At 61.9% G+C, this 17961-nt stretch carries 11 protein-coding genes and 3 pseudogenes; 10 read left to right on the top strand and 4 right to left on the bottom strand.

Annotation, left to right across the window (positions count from 1 at the left end; genetic code table 11):
* Window positions 1-109: 109 nt before the first annotated feature.
* A complete protein-coding gene (locus JCM25143_RS05805) occupies window positions 110-814 on the bottom strand; it encodes a TVP38/TMEM64 family protein (protein WP_025860349.1) in 705 nt (234 codons plus the stop codon).
* Between the two features lie 159 nt (window positions 815-973).
* Here JCM25143_RS05805 and JCM25143_RS05800 point away from each other — a divergent pair, with 159 nt between their 5' ends.
* The 10 genes and pseudogenes from JCM25143_RS05800 to JCM25143_RS05755 all read left to right on the top strand — a co-directional run bounded on the left by JCM25143_RS05800 (window position 974) and on the right by JCM25143_RS05755 (window position 16240).
* Window positions 974-2011 carry a COX15/CtaA family protein gene (locus JCM25143_RS05800; protein WP_025860348.1) on the top strand — a complete coding sequence of 346 codons (1038 nt, stop codon included), beginning with the start codon at window positions 974-976 and terminating at the stop codon, window positions 2009-2011.
* Window positions 2012-2363: 352 nt separating this feature from the next.
* Entirely contained in the window at window positions 2364-3953 is a 1590-nt protein-coding gene (locus tag JCM25143_RS05795) for a 2-isopropylmalate synthase (protein WP_025860347.1), read from the top strand.
* A gap of 277 nt (window positions 3954-4230) precedes the next feature.
* Entirely contained in the window at window positions 4231-5277 is a 1047-nt protein-coding gene (locus JCM25143_RS05790; RefSeq protein ID WP_025860346.1) for a rod shape-determining protein, read from the top strand.
* An 81-nt stretch (window positions 5278-5358) separates the two neighbouring features.
* Window positions 5359-6276, top strand: a complete 918-nt coding sequence (gene mreC / locus JCM25143_RS05785; RefSeq protein ID WP_025860345.1) for a rod shape-determining protein MreC — start codon at window positions 5359-5361, stop codon at window positions 6274-6276.
* Window positions 6277-6281: 5 nt separating this feature from the next.
* The gene (locus JCM25143_RS17260; RefSeq protein WP_234395018.1) at window positions 6282-6662 is read left to right on the top strand and encodes a hypothetical protein; all 381 of its coding nucleotides are present in this window, start codon (window positions 6282-6284) and stop codon (window positions 6660-6662) included.
* A 191-nt stretch (window positions 6663-6853) separates the two neighbouring features.
* The gene (mrdA, locus tag JCM25143_RS05775) at window positions 6854-8776 is read left to right on the top strand and encodes a penicillin-binding protein 2 (RefSeq protein WP_025860344.1); all 1923 of its coding nucleotides are present in this window, start codon (window positions 6854-6856) and stop codon (window positions 8774-8776) included.
* A pseudogene (gene rodA, locus JCM25143_RS17255) lies at window positions 8769-9936 on the top strand (rod shape-determining protein RodA). The gene mrdA and the pseudogene rodA overlap by 8 nt, the downstream one beginning before the upstream one ends.
* 353 nt (window positions 9937-10289) lie before the next feature.
* A pseudogene (locus tag JCM25143_RS25160) lies at window positions 10290-11483 on the top strand (efflux RND transporter periplasmic adaptor subunit).
* Between the two features lie 5 nt (window positions 11484-11488).
* A pseudogene (locus tag JCM25143_RS17245) lies at window positions 11489-14634 on the top strand (efflux RND transporter permease subunit).
* Between the two features lie 61 nt (window positions 14635-14695).
* Entirely contained in the window at window positions 14696-16240 is a 1545-nt protein-coding gene (locus tag JCM25143_RS05755; protein WP_234395021.1) for an efflux transporter outer membrane subunit, read from the top strand.
* Between the two features lie 82 nt (window positions 16241-16322).
* Here the strand turns inward: JCM25143_RS05755 and JCM25143_RS17240 are convergent, their stop codons facing one another.
* From JCM25143_RS17240 to JCM25143_RS05745, 3 genes are all read right to left on the bottom strand, one after another.
* Window positions 16323-17327, bottom strand: a complete 1005-nt coding sequence (locus JCM25143_RS17240) for a tetratricopeptide repeat protein (RefSeq protein WP_234395016.1) — start codon at window positions 17325-17327, stop codon at window positions 16323-16325.
* A 29-nt stretch (window positions 17328-17356) separates the two neighbouring features.
* Window positions 17357-17596, bottom strand: a complete 240-nt coding sequence (locus tag JCM25143_RS23595) for a hypothetical protein (RefSeq protein ID WP_234395015.1) — start codon at window positions 17594-17596, stop codon at window positions 17357-17359.
* A 17-nt stretch (window positions 17597-17613) separates the two neighbouring features.
* Window positions 17614-17961 (bottom strand): ExbD/TolR family protein (locus tag JCM25143_RS05745; RefSeq protein WP_025860342.1); only part of this gene is annotated, 348 nt, incomplete at its 5' end.

The following is a 17961-nucleotide window of genomic DNA, read 5'->3' as shown; positions in this document are numbered from 1 at the left end:
CTGTCTTAACACCGACTTTGCGCCGGTGTGTCATTCCGTCAAGCCCCGCGAACGCATGGGCGTATTTCCTCCAGCCCGAAAACGCCGGACAGGCGGGGTTAAACCATGTTCAGGGCGCTGCCACGCGGCTGTTACGCCACAGCCATACCCCCAGCGCCCCGGACAGCACGAACAGTGCTGCCGCAGCAGCATATTGCCACACGGCCCCCACACCAGCCCCAGCGCCCAGCAGGGCCGCCATGGCGTTCTGTGGCAGACCACCCAGCACCGTAGCCAGCATGAACGGCCCCACGGCCATACCTGAAAGCCCGCAGAGCAGATTGAGCAGCAGGGCAGAGCCCACAGGCAGCAGGCGCAGGGTCAGAACACTTAGAAAGGGCCGCGCCGTCAGCACGCCATCAAGCCGGGCGAGCGACTCTCCCAACCGGCCCGAGCCTGCGCGCAGCACCCGGCCCTGTCCGGCCCAGCGTGCCCAGTAAAAGCCGCACACACTACCCAGAGCCGAGGCCACGGTTATCAGCGCCAGCCCTTCCAGCGCGCCATAGGCCAGCCCTGCCGCAAAAGCCGCCACCTGCCGGGGCAGGCCAAACGCGCACCACACCCCCGCCCCCACAACAAAAACCAGCCGCCCCCGCACGCCTTCGCGGATCAGGCCGGCACCGTGCAGCATCTGGTCAAGCCAAGGGGCGTGGCGCAGCCACACCGCCCCTGCCGCCAGTACAACCAGCATGAGCAAAGGCCGCGCAAAGGGCCGAACCAGCGGCCACAGAGCGCCTGCCACGGGGGGGATGGAGCGGGGCGGGATATCTTCCATACCCCCGTGCCGCTACCATCTTCTTGCAGCCCCCCGCAAGCAGGCTGTAAACCCGGCACAGCAAACACGGCAGCCCCTGCACCAGCCACGGAACCAGACACCATGCCCGCACAGCAGACCCCACCGGCGAACACAGCCCCAACCACCCCGCGCGGTGTCATGACCGATGCCAGCCGCCGTCTGGTTTCGGGCTGGCTGTTCGTGCTGTGCTTCATGCTGCTGGGCATGATCGCCATTGGCGGTGTTACCCGGCTGACGGGTTCGGGCCTGTCCATCATGGACTGGCAGCCTGTCAGCGGCATGATCCCCCCGCTGTCCCATGCCGAATGGGAGAGGCTGTTCGCGCTGTACCAGACCATTCCGCAATACCACCTCCAGCATGAAGGGTTCGGGCTGGCCGGGTTCCAGAAAATTTTCTGGGCGGAATGGATTCACCGTTTCTGGGGCCGCCTGATGGGGCTGACCCTGCTGCTGCCGCTGCTATGGTTTACGCTGCGCGGCATGATCACGCGGGCGCTGGCGGTACGCCTGTTCGTGTTCTTCATACTCGGCGGGCTTCAGGGGGCTATCGGCTGGTTCATGGTGGCATCGGGTTTTCGCCCCGACAGCACGGCGGTTGAGCCTGTCCGGCTGGTGCTGCATCTGAGCGCCGCACTAATCCTGTATGCCGCCATATTGTGGACGGCCTTTTCCATTCGCTGGCCCACGCCCGAAACCACACGGCAAACCCCCGATACCCGCATTGTGCGCGCGCTGGCTTTCTGCGCGACAGGGCTTTTGTGTGTCACCATACTTGCGGGCGGCTTTACGGCTGGCACGCATGCGGGCTTTCTGTTCAACAGCTTCCCGCTGATGGACGGCCACCTGATCCCGACCGATTACGCCCAGCTTTCGCCCTTCTGGCTCAACTGGTTTGTAAACAAGGCGGCGGTGCAGTTCGACCACCGGCTGCTGGCCACGCTCACCGCCCTGACCATCGGCGCTGTGCTGCTGGTGGGGCTGCGCACACGCGGGCTGGGCCGCCGGGCGCAGAACAGCCTGATCCTGCTGGGCTGGGCGGTGCTGATCCAGTATGCGCTGGGCGTTACCACTCTGCTGCTGGTGGTGCCTGTCTGGGCGGGTGCGGTGCATCAGACCTTTGCCGCCGTGCTGCTGGGTGTGATGCTGTTCGTGCTGCACAGCTTGCGCAGGGCCTGAGGCTGCACAGGCACGGGGTGGCATGAAACCCTGCCAGCAATGCGAAAGTATCAATACAGGGCCGGGACAGAGCCGGGCGTTTTATGGTTGCGTTTGCAGGGCGGCCCTGTATTGTGACCACATGATTCGCCACCGCTCCTTCTCCGAAGTCTGGAATGACCGCGCCTGCGCGGGCCGGAGCCGTGTGCCCTTCCGTCTGGATCTGCTCCTTCGACTTACCAGCCCCTGAGCGATCCGGGTGGCTGCGCGCCGCCGCGCCCAGGGGTAAAACCGCAAGAGTGCCCGTACGCGGGCTAAGCAGCGCAGGATTATACAAACCTGCACGCCAGATACGATAAATCAGGAACACATCATGTCTGCTGATCAGACCAGCTTCACGCATCCTTCCTTCGGTCGCATGACCGCCGATCGCGTCATTATTTTCGACACCACCCTGCGCGATGGTGAGCAGTCTCCCGGCTTTTCCATGAATCTGGCGGAAAAGCTCCGCATGGCCGAAGCGCTGGCCACTCTGGGCGTGGATGTGATCGAGGCCGGTTTTCCCGTGGCATCGAAAGGGGATTTCGAATCCGTCAACGAAATCGCGCGCAACACCAAGGGCGCGGTTATCTGCGCACTGGCGCGCAGTGGCGGTGCGCGTGACATTGCTGCTGCGGGCGAGGCACTGGCCCCGGCCGAGCGCAAGCGTATTCACAACTTTATCTCCACTTCGCCGCTGCACATGAAATACAAGCTGCGCATGGAGCCCGAAACGGTTCTGGACCTGATTACCTCGGGCAACCGCGCGGCCCGTAACCTGACGGATGACGTGGAATGGTCCGCCGAAGACGGCTCGCGCACCGAGCCGGACTTCCTGTGCCGCTGTGTAGAGGCCGCCATCAAGGCCGGTGCCACCACCATCAACATTCCCGATACCGTGGGCTACGCTACTCCCGAAGACATGGAAAAAATCTTTTCCATGCTGCGTGAACGCGTGCCCGGCGCGCATGAGGTCATTTTCTCGGCGCATAACCATAACGATCTGGGTCTGGCCGTGGCCAACACGCTGGCCTCGATCCGGGGTGGGGCGCGGCAGGTGGAATGCACCATCAACGGTATTGGCGAACGCGCGGGCAATGCGGCTCTGGAAGAAATCGTGATGGCGCTGCGCACCCGCAACGACCAGTACCCCTTCACCACCGGCATCAACACGACCGGGCTGCTGAAGGTGTCGCGCATGCTGGCCACCATCACCAGCTTTGACGTGCAGCCCAACAAGGCCATTGTCGGGCGCAACGCCTTTGCCCATGAAAGCGGTATCCATCAGGATGGCGTGCTGAAAAACGCTGCCACCTACGAAATCATGACCCCCGAAAGCGTGGGCTGGACCCGTTCTGCACTGGTCATGGGCAAGCATTCCGGCCGGGCCGCCTTCCGCGACAAGCTGCGGGCGCTGGGCTATGACAACATGGATGACGAGCGCCTGAACGACGCCTTTGCGCGCTTCAAGGATCTGGCCGACCGCAAGAAGGTTGTTTACGACGACGACATCGTTGCCCTGGTGGATGACGAAGCGCGCGACCATGATCACATCCGCTTTGTCAGCCTGAGCCTGCGCTCCATTTCCGGCCAGCCTTCCGAAGTGGAACTGGACCTGACGGTGGACGGCAAGCCCGCCCATGCCAGCGCCACGGGCAACGGCCCGGTGGATGCCGCCTTTAACGCCCTGCGCGCGGCTTTTGCCCATGATGCGCGTCTGGCGCTGTTCTCGGTTGCCGCCGTAACCGAAGGCACGGATGCACAGGCCCGCACCACCGTAAGGCTGGAAGAAGCCGGCAAGCTGGTGGACGGTCAGGGTGCGGATGCCGATACGGTTGTTTCTGCCGTGCGGGCCTATGTGCATGCGCTCAACAAGCTGCTGGTCAAACGCGCACGCACAGCCCCCGAAGCCCTGAGCGTCTGACCTTTACACATATCTGTCCCGACCGGGTACCTGAGCCTTCAGGCCCCTGACTCGCACGGCCCAAAAAGCCTGCCCGGATGGAGTAAGAAGGCGTTTCTGTCAAAAAACCGGTACAGGCTACACGCCGTGCCGGTTTTTTCGCATGCGCCCTGCCCTGCGCCCTTGTCTGCGCCGCCTCGCACCGGTAATCGGAACAGAACTATTCCCGCGCAACCGTAAACGGCCTGATACGCTCGTGGTTGCGCCCCACACCCTGCGCCCGAACCTGGAGTCCTGGATGTTTTCTCGTCTGCTCGGTCTTATGTCCGCCGACATGGCTATTGATCTGGGTACCGCCAACACCCTTGTTTACGTCAAAGGGCGCGGCATTGTCCTGAACGAACCGTCCGTCGTGGCCATTGCCGAGTCCCGAGGCAAGAAACAGCTTCTGGCCGTGGGTGAGGAAGCCAAGCTGATGGTGGGGCGTACGCCGGGCAATATTTCGGCTATCCGCCCCATGCGCGATGGCGTGATCGCGGATTTTGATGTCGCGGGCGAGATGATCAAGCACTTCATCCGCAAGGTGCATAACCGCCGGGCTTTCGCCAGCCCGCAGATTATTGTCTGCGTGCCCTCCGGCTCCACCGCCGTCGAGCGCCGCGCCATTCAGGAAAGTGCGGAAAGTGCGGGCGCACGCCGCGTGTTCCTGATCGAGGAACCCATGGCCGCCGCCATTGGCGCGGGCCTGCCCGTTACCGAGCCTTCAGGCAGCATGATTGTCGATATCGGCGGCGGCACCACGGAAGTGGCCGTCATCTCGCTGGGCGGGATCGTGTATGCGCGCTCGGTTCGTGTGGGTGGCGACAAGATGGATGAAGCCATCATCTCCTACATCCGCCGGGCCCATAACCTGCTGATTGGCGAAAGCTCGGCTGAGCGGATCAAGATCAGCATCGGTTCGGCCATGATCCCTGAGGAAAACGAAGGTCAGGGCCCGTGGCAGGATGTCAAAGGCCGCGACCTCATCAACGGTGTCCCGCGTGAAGTGCCGGTTTCGCAGGCGCAGATCGCGGAAAGCCTGATGGAGCCCATCAGCCAGATTATTGATGCGGTTACCGTCACGCTTGAAAACACCCCGCCCGAACTCGCGGCTGATATTGTGGACAAGGGCATTGTTCTGACCGGCGGCGGCGCGCTACTGTACCGCTTGGCCGATGTGCTACGCCTGACCACGGGCCTGCCCGTAACCGTGGCGGAAGATGCGCTGTCCTGCGTAGCCATGGGCACCGGCCGCGCGCTGGAAGAAATGAAGCGCCTGCGCGACGTGCTGACCACCATGTACTGACCTCACCCCGTAACGGCGCGGCAGCGTTATGCCGCGTCAGGGTGAAAGGCCACAGCCACAAGACAGGGATCCCCGTTTTCCATGCTCCCGGTTTCCATTCAGGTCAGGCAGGCTCTGGGCAAGCTGGTATTACCGGCGTTGCTGCTTCTGTCCGTGGGGGTCATGATTGCGGGGCAGGTTGAAAAACGCACGACCGAAAAAGTCCGCATGGCCGTTGCGGGCACGCTGGCCCCGTTGTGGAACATGGTCTCGCACGCACGGGCGGGTGTGGCCGATATCAGCAACGGTATTCGTCAGGCCCGCCATCTGAGCGAAGAAAACAGCCGGCTTGAGGCGGAAAACGCCACCTTGCGCCGTTGGTACGACGTCGCAGTTTCCCTCGCACGCGAAAACGATTCCCTTAAAACCGAACTCCACTGGGTGCCCGAACCCTCGCCCTCTTTTGTCACGGGCCGTGTGGTGGCCGATAGCGGGGGCATTTACGCCCGTGCCGTGCTGCTGGTGGCCGGGCTGCAAAGCGGTATCCAGACCGGCAACGTGGCCCTGGCCGCCAACGGCCTTGCCGGGCGTGTAACGGAAGTCGGCCCCCATGCGGCCCGCGTGCTGCTGATTACCGATATTTCCAGCAGGCTGCCTGTCATGCTCGAATCCAGCCATGCCCCGGCCATTATGATGGGTGACAACAGCGACACGCCACGCCTACTCTACTACCCGCAGGATACCCGCCCGCTTGAGGGCGAGCGTGTGGTTACGGGCGATCAGGCCGGGGCGTTCCCCGCTGGTATTCCGGTTGGCACCGTACATTACACCCACCCCGGCACGCCAGTGGTGCAGCCTTTCGCCCGGCTGAACCAGCTCACCATGCTACGCGTGTTCGACTTCCGTCAGGCTGAAATCGAACCACCGGGCGCGCCGGGCCATGTGCCGCTCTCGCACCCCTCGCACCGGCCGCTGGCCCTGCCGTTCAAAACCCTCCTGTCGCCCGGTCAGGAAGGATAAGCGCCATGCCCCCCATGCAGTGGGACCCTTCACCCGAACCACAGGACACACTCGGGCAGCGACTCGACAGTGCGGCCCGGCACCTTCTGCCCAGCTTTATTGCCGTGCTGGCCATTATCGTGCTTTCGGCCCCGCTGGGGCTGCCGGGAGCGGCGGAACTGCTGCCACCCATCATGATCGGGTCGGTTTTTTTCTGGTCGCTGTGGCGGCCATCGGGCATGCCCGCGCTCAATGTCTTTATTCTGGGCATTTTCATGGACCTGATCGGCTTTACGCCGCTGGGTGTGAGCGCCTTTATCCTGCTTCTGGTGCATGGCTTGGCCAGCTACACCCGCTTTGGTCTCATGCGTCTTAATTTTTTATTGGTCTGGGGCGTATTCGGCTGATAGGAGCAGCAGCATCTGTATTACAATGGGCGCTGGCCTGTGTGTTCAGACTGCATGCCCTCGATCCCGCACCCGCCTTTTTTGAAGCTTTGCTGTGCATAGGAATCTACCCGTTGCTGTCCGCCGTGAGTTCATGGTTCCTCCATATTCTGGACGGAAAGCCCACATCCTGATGGCTGGGGGGCAGGGCCATGCGTCTGACGCGGCGCAAGCGCGAAAGCCGCAGGCTCATGCCCATGCGTGAGCAGAAGGACCCCGCCCGCGGTGTGTTCACCCGCCGTGCGCTTCTGTTCATGGCCGTGCAGGTTGGAGCCATGGGAGAACTGGCGCACCGGCTCTATAATTTACAGATCAACGATGGTGACCATTACGCCCGCATGGCCGCCAGCAACCGGGTAAGCAAGCGCCTGCTTGCCCCGCCGCGCGGGCGCATTGTCGATCGTTTTGGCCTGCCTCTGGCCAACAACAAGGAAAACTGGCGCGCGCTGCTCATGCCCGAGGAAACAACGGATGTTGCAGGCACCATAGAGCGTTTTTCCGCCATTATCCCGCTTGATGAGCGCGACCGCAGCCGCATTGCGCGCGAAATGCGCCACCAGCGGCGCTTCGTGCCTGTCATGCTGCGCGACTTCCTCTCATGGGATGAAATGGCGCGGATCGAACTCAACGCCCCTTCCCTACCCGGCGTGCTGATTGATGTCGGCACACGGCGTGTCTACCCCGATGGGGAGCTGATGGCCCATATCGTGGGCTATGTCGCCCCGCCGAACGAGCAGGATGTGGCGCATTCCACCCTGCTGGCCCTGCCGGGCATGCGGGTAGGCCGCGCGGGTATCGAGCAGAATCAGGACGAGCAGCTACGCGGCACCGCCGGTTCGGTGGAGATGGAAGTCAACGCCGTCGGCCGTGTGATGTCCGAACTCAACCGCGTGGAAGGCATGCCGGGCGATGAAGTCTGCCTGACGCTGGACCGCGGCCTGCAACAGAAAGTGCTCAACCATATCGGCGACCAGACGGCCTCCGCCGTGGTGCTGGACTGCCATAATGGCGAGGTGCTGGCCATGGTCAGCACGCCCTCCTTCGACCCGTCGCTGTTCGATAGCGGGGTCAGCCACGCGCAGTGGATCGAGTGGACCAACAACCAGCACACCCCCCTGATCAACAAGGCGGTGGCCGGGGTTTACCCGCCCGGCTCCACCTTCAAGCCCGCCGTGGCCATGGCGGCCTTGCAGGCACGCTCGGTCTCGCCCACTGACCGGGTGTTCTGCCCCGGCTATCTGGACGTAGGCGGCACGCGCTTTCACTGCTGGTCGCGCTGGGGGCATGGCTCGGTGGACATGCACGATGCGCTTAAATATTCGTGCGATGTCTATTTCTATGAAATCGCCCGCCGCGTGGGCATGGACCATATTGCCCAGACCGCCAACCAGCTCGGGCTGGGTGTGCCGCTGGATATCGAACTGCCCCATACCCGTGACGGGCTTATTCCCACCCCTGCATGGCGCAAGGCCCACCACCACCACTGGAACGGGGGCGATACTATCGTCAGCGGGATCGGTCAGGGGTTTGTGCAGGTAACGCCGCTCCAGCTTGCCACCTACACGGCGCGCATTGCCACGGGCCGGGCCGTATCCCCGCATCTGATCCGCGCCGTCAACGGCACTCTTGGCGAGCAGGCCAACCCCGAACACTGGCCCGCTCTGGACATGCCCGATTCCTACTTCAAGGCGGTTCGAGAAGGCATGTTCGCCGTTGTAAACGAACCGCACGGCACGGCCCCCAAGGCCCAGCTTGATCTTCCGGGCATGTTGATGGCGGGCAAGACGGGTTCGGCACAGGTGCGCCATGTCTCGCGCGCGCTGCGCGAGAGCGGGCATTTCAATTCTGCCGACCTGCCGTGGGAATACCGGCCGCACGCGCTGTTTATCTGCTTTGCGCCATACGATGCACCACGCTACGCCACAGCTGTTGTGATTGAACACGGCAATACCGGGGCCGATGCCGCTGCCCCGCTGGCGCGCGACATCATGCGTGACACCCTGCTGCGCGACCCTGCCAACCGCACCACGCCACCCCCCGAAAACGTGGCCGACGCGGGATCGACCATTGAATAAGCACGCGCGCTTTCACAAACGCCTACTCCGGGCCGAGCCCAGTTTCCGGATTCTTGCCAAGCTGTGGCGCATAAGCTGGCTTTATGTGCTGCTGATCGGCACGTTGGCGGGTGTAGGCTATATCACGCTGTATTCCGCAGGGGGGGCATGCCCTACCCCTTTGCCATGCCGCAGGCATCCGCTTTGCCCTTGGTCTGGCACTCATGATCTGCGTGGCTTTGCTGCCGCCGCGTATTCTTGTCATGGCGGCGGCCCCTGTTTACGCGCTGTCGCTGGTGCTTCTGGCAGCGGTGCTGCACATGGGGCATGTGGGCAAGGGGGCGGAACGCTGGCTGATGATTGGCGGCATGCAGGTGCAGCCCTCCGAATTCGCCAAGATCGCGCTCGTGCTGGCACTGGCCGCTTGGTTTTCGCGCATCAGTTACGCACGCATGGCCAATCCGCTCTGGCTGGTGCCGCCTGCGCTGATGGTGCTGGTGCCTGTCGCTCTGGTGCTCAAGGAGCCCAATCTGGGCACTGCCGTCATTATCGGCGGGGTGGGGGCGAGCCTGTTTTTTGCTGCGGGCATGCGGCTATGGCTGATAGGGCTGCTGGCACTGCCCGTGCCCTACGCCCTCAAACTAGCCTACAGCCACCTGCACGACTACCAGCGCGCGCGCATTACCACCTTTATGAACCCCGAAAGCGATCCGCTGGGGGCGGGGTACAACATCATCCAGTCCAAAATCGCGCTGGGTTCGGGTGGCATGTGGGGGCAGGGCTACCTGCACGGCTCGCAGGGGCAGCTCAACTTCCTGCCTGAAAAACAGACCGATTTCATCTTTACCATGATCGCGGAAGAATGGGGTTTTGCGGGGGCGGCGGTTGTTCTGGGCCTGCTGCTGCTGCTGATCCTTGGCGGCATGACCATGGCCATATGCAGCCGCAACCGCTTTGGGCGGCTGGTCGGGCTGGGCATCAGCATGAATTTTTTCTTCTACTGTCTGGTTAACCTGTCCATGGTCATGGGGGCCATTCCGGTGGGTGGGGTGCCGCTGCCGCTGGTCTCCTATGGTGGGTCGGCCATGCTCAATGTCATGCTGGGTTTTGGCTTACTGCTTTCGACATGGGTACATCGCAACAGCCATTTTGGCGAAAACCTGACCCGCCCCGAAGCGTAATGGTAGGGCCCTCCGGCACCAGACTGCACCGCCGGGGCCTCATGAGCTTTCACTTGACAGGGATAAGGGTGACTTTTACGTTGCTCTCTAAAGGTAATATTTAGTACCATTTCCCTTATGCGGTCCTTTCCGCCTCCCATCTGCCTGTTCCCCGGCGCCAGCCGGTTGTTTCCCCTGCGCGGGATCAGGCCATGCGAGCGCGCAAAAGACTACTCTGACAAAACTAAAGCCCAGCCCGGTCAGGCCTCCCTGAGCGGGCCGGGCCTGTATCGCATGAACAATAACCCGGTACAGAACGCGACAGGGCCACGCCCTCCGCCGACCGCCGGAAACACAGGGCCATAACCACGGTGATTACCCGCACTCTTCCCACCCGCACGACCCTGCTTGCGGCCACCGCCCTACTGGCGTTGAGCGCCTGCAAACGCGAAAACTCAAACGCGGGCCAGATGCCGCCTCAGGCTGTGGATGTCATAACAATCCACCCCAGTGCCGTTGATATCCACACCAGCCTGCCCGGCCGTACCAACGCCTTTGAAATTGCAGAGGTGCGCCCGCAGGTAACCGGCGTAATCGAAAAACGCATGTTTGTGGAAGGTGCGGACATCCCCTTGGGCCAGCAGCTCTATCAGGTCGATGCCTCACGCTACAAAGCCACGTATGTCAGCGCGCAGGGCCAGCTTGAACAGGCACAGGCCCGCGCCGTCACGGCCTCGGCCAAGGCCCGCCGCTACCGTGATCTGGTGCGCGCCCACGCCGTGAGTAGCCAGGATTATGACGACGCCGTTGCTGCTGAAAAAGAAGCGCTGGGTCAGGTCATGACCGCACGCGGGCAGGTGGACAGCGCTCAGGTCGATCTGCTATACCAAGATGTATGCGCCAATCGCCGGGCGGATCGGCCGTACGCTCACCACCGTGGGTGCGCTGGTTACGGCCAACCAGACCCAGAATCTGGCGGTGATCACCCGCCTTGACCCGATTTATGTTGACGTGAACCTGCCCGCCATCACCCTGCTGCGCCTGCGCCGCGAGCTGGCCGATGGCCGCATCAAGCCGCAGGCCGATGGCAAGGTGCCAGTTACCGTTACCATGGAAGATGGCTCGACTTTCAATCAAACCGGCCGCATGGCGCTGGCGGAAGTCAACGTCAACACCTCGACCTCCACCGTGATCGTGCGTGCATCATGCCCAACCCCGACAAGATGCTGCTGCCGGGCATGTATGTGCACGCCCAGCTTGACGAAGGCACAGACCCCAACGCCCTGCTGGTGCCGCAGGCAGCCGTCAGCCGCAACACCCATGGTGATCCGCAGGTGTGGATTGTAGCGGCGGATAACACCGTCTCGCTGCGCCAGATTTCTCTGGGGCAGGCCATGGGCGGCTCATGGGTCGTTCTGTCCGGCCTTACCAGCGGGGACCGGGTAGTAACCAGCGGTCTGCAGAAAATCCGCCCCGGCATGAAAGTGGCTCCCCACGACACGCCCACCGAACAGACCGGCGCCGGCACAACGCCCGCCTCCCCCGCCGCGGATAAGAACGGGCAATAAAACCCATGTCTCTTTCAAGATTTTTCATCGACAGGCCCATTTTCGCATGGGTTATCAGCCTTATCATCATGCTGGTGGGCGGGCTGTCCATTTTCAAGCTGCCGATCGCGCAATATCCCTCCATTGCGCCGCCGCAGATTGCCATTACCGTCACCTATCCCGGCGCTTCAGCTGATACGGTGAACGATACCGTTGTGCGCCCGATCCTTCAGCAGATGTTCGGGCTTGACCATCTGGAATATATTTCCTCGCAGTCCTACGCCTCGGGGCAGATGGAAATCGACCTGACCTTCGCGCAGGGGACAGACCCCGACATCGCGCAGGTGCAGGTGCAGAACAAGCTGCAGCTCGCCCAGCCCAAGCTCCCGCAGGAAGTGACGGCGCAGGGTCTGAGCATTACCAAAGCAGTGAAGAACTTCATGCTGGTGGTGGGCTTTATTTCCACCGATGGCAGCATGACGGGCGATGATATTGCCGATTACGTAGCCTCGAACATTTCCGATCCACTCAGCCGCGTCACCGGCGTGGGCGACCATACGCTGTTCGGTTCCGAATACGCGATGCGTATCTGGCTCAACCCGGACAAGATGTTCAATTACGGCCTGACCATGTCGGATGTCGTCTCGGCCATTCAGACACAGAACATCCAGGTTTCCTCGGGTGAACTGGGCGGCCTGCCCGCCAAGAAGAATGTCCACCTCGATGCCACCATCATCGGCCCGACCCGTCTGACCAAGGCCGAAGAATTCGCGAAAATCCTGCTCAAGGTGCAGCCGGATGGCTCACAGGTGGTGATCAGCGATATCGGTAGCGTGGAACTGGGTCCGCAGACCTACAACATCGCCTCGTACTATAATAACAAACCTGCCACCGCCATGGCGCTCAAGCTCGCGCCGGGAGCCAACCAGCTCTCGACCGAAGCCGCCGTGCGTGCGCAGATTCATGAACTGGAAAAATTCTATCCGCCGGGCCTGAAAACCGTTTACCCGCTGGATACGGAACCCTTCATCACCCTGTCCATCGAAGACGTGGTCGTGACCCTGCTTGAGGCTATCGCCCTCGTGTTTCTGGTCATGCTGGTGTTCCTGCAGAACTTCCGGGCAACCCTTATCCCCACTATTGCGGTGCCGGTGGTGCTGCTGGGCACCTTCGGTCTGCTGAACATCATGGGCTACTCCATCAACACCCTGACCATGCTGGCCATGGTGCTGGCGGTGGGCCTGCTGGTGGATGACGCCATCGTGGTGGTGGAAAACGTCGAACGCATCATGACCACGCAGAAACTCTCGCCCGCGGAGGCCGCGCGTGTCTCCATGGACGAGATTTCGGGCGCGCTGGTTGGCATTGTGCTGGTGCTGACCGCCGTGTTCCTGCCCATGGCCGCTTTTGCCGGGTCTGTCGGGGTTATCTACCGCCAGTTCTCCATCACGATCGTTGCAGCCATGTGGCTGTCGGTGCTGGTGGCCATGGTGCTGACTCCAGCCCTGTGCGCAACCATGCTCAAACCCGGTAGCCATGAAAAGACCACCGGCCTGCCCGGCTGGTTCAACCGTAACTTCGAACGCATGACGCAGAGCTACCTGCGGGGTGTGCGTTTCATGATCCGGCGCGAACTGCTCTCGCTTCTGGCGTTTGCCTGATTTCGGCCGGTGCTGTCTATCTGTTCTCACGCCTGCCCAGCGGGTTCCTACCTGATGAGGATCAGGGCCTGATCTTCGGTCAGGTCACAATGCCGCCCAACACCCCGCGCGGCGAAACAGAAAAGCTGAACCGCGAAATCACGGACTATATTCTCAAAACCGAAGGGAATCTGGTTGAGTCCGTGCTGGCCGTGAACGGCTTCAACTTTGCCGGACAGGGCCAGAGTGCCGGTGCATTCTTTATCCGCCTCAAGGACTGGAAGGATCGCCCCAAGGCATCGCAGACCTCATCGGCTATTGCCATGCGGATCATGATGCATTTCTGGTTCGACCCGCGTGCGCAGATTTTCGCCATCAACCCCCCGGCCGTGCTGGAACTGGGCAATGCCACCGGCTTTGACCTTGAACTGGAAGACCGTGGTCACCTTGGCCATGCCAAGCTGCTTGAAGCCCGTAACATGGTGCTGGGCCTTGCCAGTCAGGACCCTCGCCTGATGGCAGTACGCCCCAACGGCATGGAAGATGCTGGCCAGTACATGCTGGATATCGACCGTGAAAAGGCTAATGCGCTGGGTATTACCATCAGCGATATCAACACCACCATCGAAGGGGCTCTGGGCTCGATTTACATCAACCAGTTCACCCGTAATGACCGCGTTAAACAGGTCTATATTCAGGGCACCGCGGACGCCCGCATGCTGCCGCAGGACCTGAACAAATGGTACATCCGTACCAACACCAACACCATGGCGCCGCTTAATGCCTTTATCAGCGGTCACTGGATCAGCGGCCCGCAGAAGGTGGAAAACTATGACGGCTACAACGCCTATGAAATTCTGGGGCAGCCTTCGGCGGGCCACAGTTCGGGCGACGCCATGGACGCCATCAAGGGCATTCTGGCCAAACTGCCTACGGGCATAAGCTATGAATGGACCGGTCTCTCGTTTGAAGAAGCCGCATCTGGCTCCTCCACCGGTCCGCTTTATGCTCTGGCAGGTATCGTCATCCTGCTGTGCCTTGCGGCACTGTATGAAAGCTGGGCCATTCCGCTTTCGGTCATGATGGTGATCCCGCTCGGGGTTCTGGGGGCCATTGCCGCCACCCTCGGGCGTTCCATGAACAACGATGTGTATTTTCAGGTCGGGCTGCTCACAACAGTGGGTCTGGCCGTCAAGAACGCCATTCTGATCGTGGAATTCGCCAAGGCTGGCTTTGAAAAAGGCAACTCGTTGGAAGAGAGCGTGCTGATAGCGGCACAGGAGCGCCTGCGCCCGATCCTTATGACCTCCATCGCGTTTGTGGTGGGCGTGTTCCCGCTGGCCATCGCCAGCGGGGCCGGATCGTCCTCGCGGCAGGCCATCGGCACGGCGGTCGTGGGGGGTATGGCCACGGCAACACTTCTGGCCGTTTACTTCGTGCCCGTGTTCTTCGTGACCATCCTGCGTCTGTTCAAGGTCAAGCGCATGAACGAACACACCGAACCCACACCGCCCGCAACCGGACATGACTAAAACCATGGCATTTTTTGCATCTTTCCGTCGCTCTGCCCGGCTGCGTTCCGTATTGCTGGGTATGGCTGCAACGCAGGCCCTGACGGCCTGCACCATGATCCCGAACTACAAGCGGCCTCAGCCGCCGCTTGCCAAGACATGGCCTGCCTACCAGACCACCGGAGACAGGCAGCTTGAACAGACCGCCACCGATATCGGCTGGCGGGACTTCTTTACCGATCCGCGCCTTCAGGGGCTTATCGCCATTGCCCTGCGCGAAAACCGTGACCTGCGCTCGGCTGCGGCAAGCATTACCGAGGCTCAGGGACAGTACGACGTACAGCACGCCGGGCTGTTTCCTGCCATTTCCGCATCGGGCGGGCCTATCTATCAGGCTCCGTCCAGCGCGGCAGGTCTGAGCTTCGCACCGGGCCTTGATCAGGGAAAAGGTGGTGAAAGCTATGGCGGCGGCCATGTTTTCAAATACTATCAGGGCGGTATCGGTTTCTCGTCTTACGAAATCGATCTGTTCGGGCGTATCCGCTCCCTCTCGCGGGAAGCGGCGGAACACGCGCTCTATGAACAGGAAAACCTGCGCGGCATGCTGATCAGCATCGTTGCTCAGGTGGCTATGGCCTATATCACCTGGCTGGGCGACCACGACACGCTGGCTGTATCCGAACAGACACTGGCTACCCAGCAGCAGACACTGGCGCTGATCCGGGCCGAATACCAGCATGGCGAAGCCGACCTGCTGACAGTCCGGCAGGCTGAAACGCAGGTGCAGGAAAGTGCAGCCCTGCGGGCTGATTCCCAGCGCCGGGTCGAGCAGGACGAAAACCTGATCACCCTGCTCATTGGCGCGCCCATTCCCGCCGACCTGCCGCCGCCCCGGCCTCTGGGGCAGCAGACACTGGTGGCGGATATTCCCGCGGGCCTGCCATCCGATCTTCTGGCCCGCAGGCCCGATGTTGTCGGGGCCGAGCATGATCTGCTCTCCGCACAGGCTGATATCGGGGCGGCACGGGCTGCCTTTTTCCCGCGTATCACCCTGACGGCTACCGATGGCGTGTCCAGCCTTCAGTTCCATCGTCTGTTTACCGGGGCTGCCACGACATGGGGGCTGAACCCCTCGTTGCAGATCCCTCTGTGGACTTGGGGACAGAACAGCGGCAACCTGAAACAGGCCAAGTCGCGGCGTGATCAGAAGATCGCCTCCTACGAGAAAACCGTGCAGAGCGCTTTCCGCGAAGTGGCGGATGCTCTGGCGGCCCGCAAGGCCTATCTGGATGAAGCCGAACAGGCCGATGCGCTGGTGGTCTCATCGGGCGATGCCTACCGTCTGGCAAAAATGCGCTTTGACGCTGGCTCGGATTCCTATCTGACCACGCTGGACTCGCAGCGCTCCTACCTGCAGGCGCAGAGCATGCAGATCATGGTCGCGGTTTCGAAATACCAGAACCTTGTAACCATCTATCGCTCACTGGGTGGTGGCTGGCGCGAACATTCCGCCCCCCAGCCCGGCCAGCAGGCAACGCAGGCAACGCAGGCAACGCAGGCAACGCAGGCAACGCAGGCAACGCAGGCAACGCAGGCAACGCAGGCAACGGCATCAGCCACACGCTGAGAGCCGGAGCAAGCCCGCATCAACAAAAAAGGCCGCTGAATAATTCAGCGGCCTTTTTTAATACTCTGTGTCTCCGGGCAGATCAGCCAGGAGCCTGTCCCTGTGCCAACCGGAGCAGCCAGAGCTGGGCAATGTCATACACCGGCCCTTTGCCTGTAATATGCCCCAATGTTACGGCGGCTTCTTTGGGTTGATTAGCCTGCAACTGGGCCAGCCCCAGATGCAGTGACGCTACCGCCGGGTCGCTCACACCCTTGGTAATAGCCTGCTGCATCAGCGCCAGACCGTGTGCCGCCTGACCGGACAGAACCGCATTATACCCGACAAGGAACAGGGCATCGCCCCCGCTCTGGGCCAGAGCCGCCTGCTCATCAGCCGCGCTGGTCGCCTTACGATCCGCCGCCGCTTTTTCCGCCATGGCCCGCAGTCGGGCCTGACGCGGCGCTTCCGCCCCGGTTCCCAGAACGCCCGCGGTATAACCCTGCGCCATCAGGTCGCAGGCCAGTTGTGGTAGATGCTGTTGGAGGGCGATTTCCGCCATGTCCATGTAATCGCGCGCCTGCAGGCTGTCGCCCGCAGCCAGACGGATACGGTACACATCAAGCTGCAAGCTGTCGGGTATGGTGCTGCGGGTTACCAGTTCATGCAGCAGCAGCGCCCAGTATTCTTTCTTGCCATAGTAGCGCGCCAGCATGGCATAGGCCTGCGAGGCGGTGTCCGCATCCTTCAGCGCTACGGCGCTGGCGGCCTGCATCTGCAACACGGACTCACCCGGCTTGCGACCCGCCGCAATATCGGCATTCACCATCGGCCCGACCGTACGCAGAACACCGGCGTAATCACGCTGGAGATACAGCGACTGCACCAGCAGAAGCTGCATTTGCGGGTTGGGGCCTGCCACCTTGAGATAACGGCTGATCGCGCTGCTAGCCGCCGCGTAATTCTTGGCCGTATACGCCATGGTGGCTTCGGACATCAGCATCTGATTACGCGCGGAGGCCGGCGTGCGGGACGACGCCATGAGCTTTTCATATGCGGCAATGGCGGTGGCCGTATCCCCCGCCTGCGTTGCCACGGCGGCACGCATCTGGGTGATGACATAATCATCATACGCACTCAGCCACTGACAGCAGCCGCCTGATCAACCGCCTGTCTGGCCTTGTCATACGCATGGGATGCGAGTGCTGTCTGGGCATCGTGCAGGGCAGTCGCCACCGCAGGCGTGAGCGTGTCCGCTGCCTGCAGGGACGGAACGGATGCCAAAGCAACAACGCCCGCCGAAACGACCCCGGCTGGTGCTGCCATAACCAGAGCCGCCCGTGCGAGCAGACCACAACGTGCAAAACGGAAAGCCATGAATCCTACCCGGCCTTTCAAGGTGCTAGAAACTGTTCGTGTCCGAGGATAGCCATTTTGGAGACACCGAGGCGCTGTGCGTCTGCCATGACATGGATAACGGTTTTGTAGTCGGCCAGCCTGTTGGGCACGACATGGAATTCCGCGCGCATGTCTTCCGGCCCCGTGGCAATCTCTGCCAGCCGTGACTGCAGTTCCGCCTCCGAGCCCACGGGCTCCCCGTTCCATGTAATCGCATTGTCAAAATCGATCGCCAGCGTCACCACAGGCACTTCATGCGTCGCGGGCGGCGGGTTGCCCTGCGGCAGATCGATCGAGACGGACTGGGTCTGAAGCGGGATCGTGATGATCAGCATGATCAGCAA

The sequence above is a fragment of the Acetobacter papayae JCM 25143 genome (assembly GCF_000613285.1).
GTDB lineage: Bacteria > Pseudomonadota > Alphaproteobacteria > Acetobacterales > Acetobacteraceae > Acetobacter > Acetobacter papayae.
Note: the sequence above shows the minus strand (reverse complement) of the source record. Positions and strands in the feature narration are given on the sequence as shown.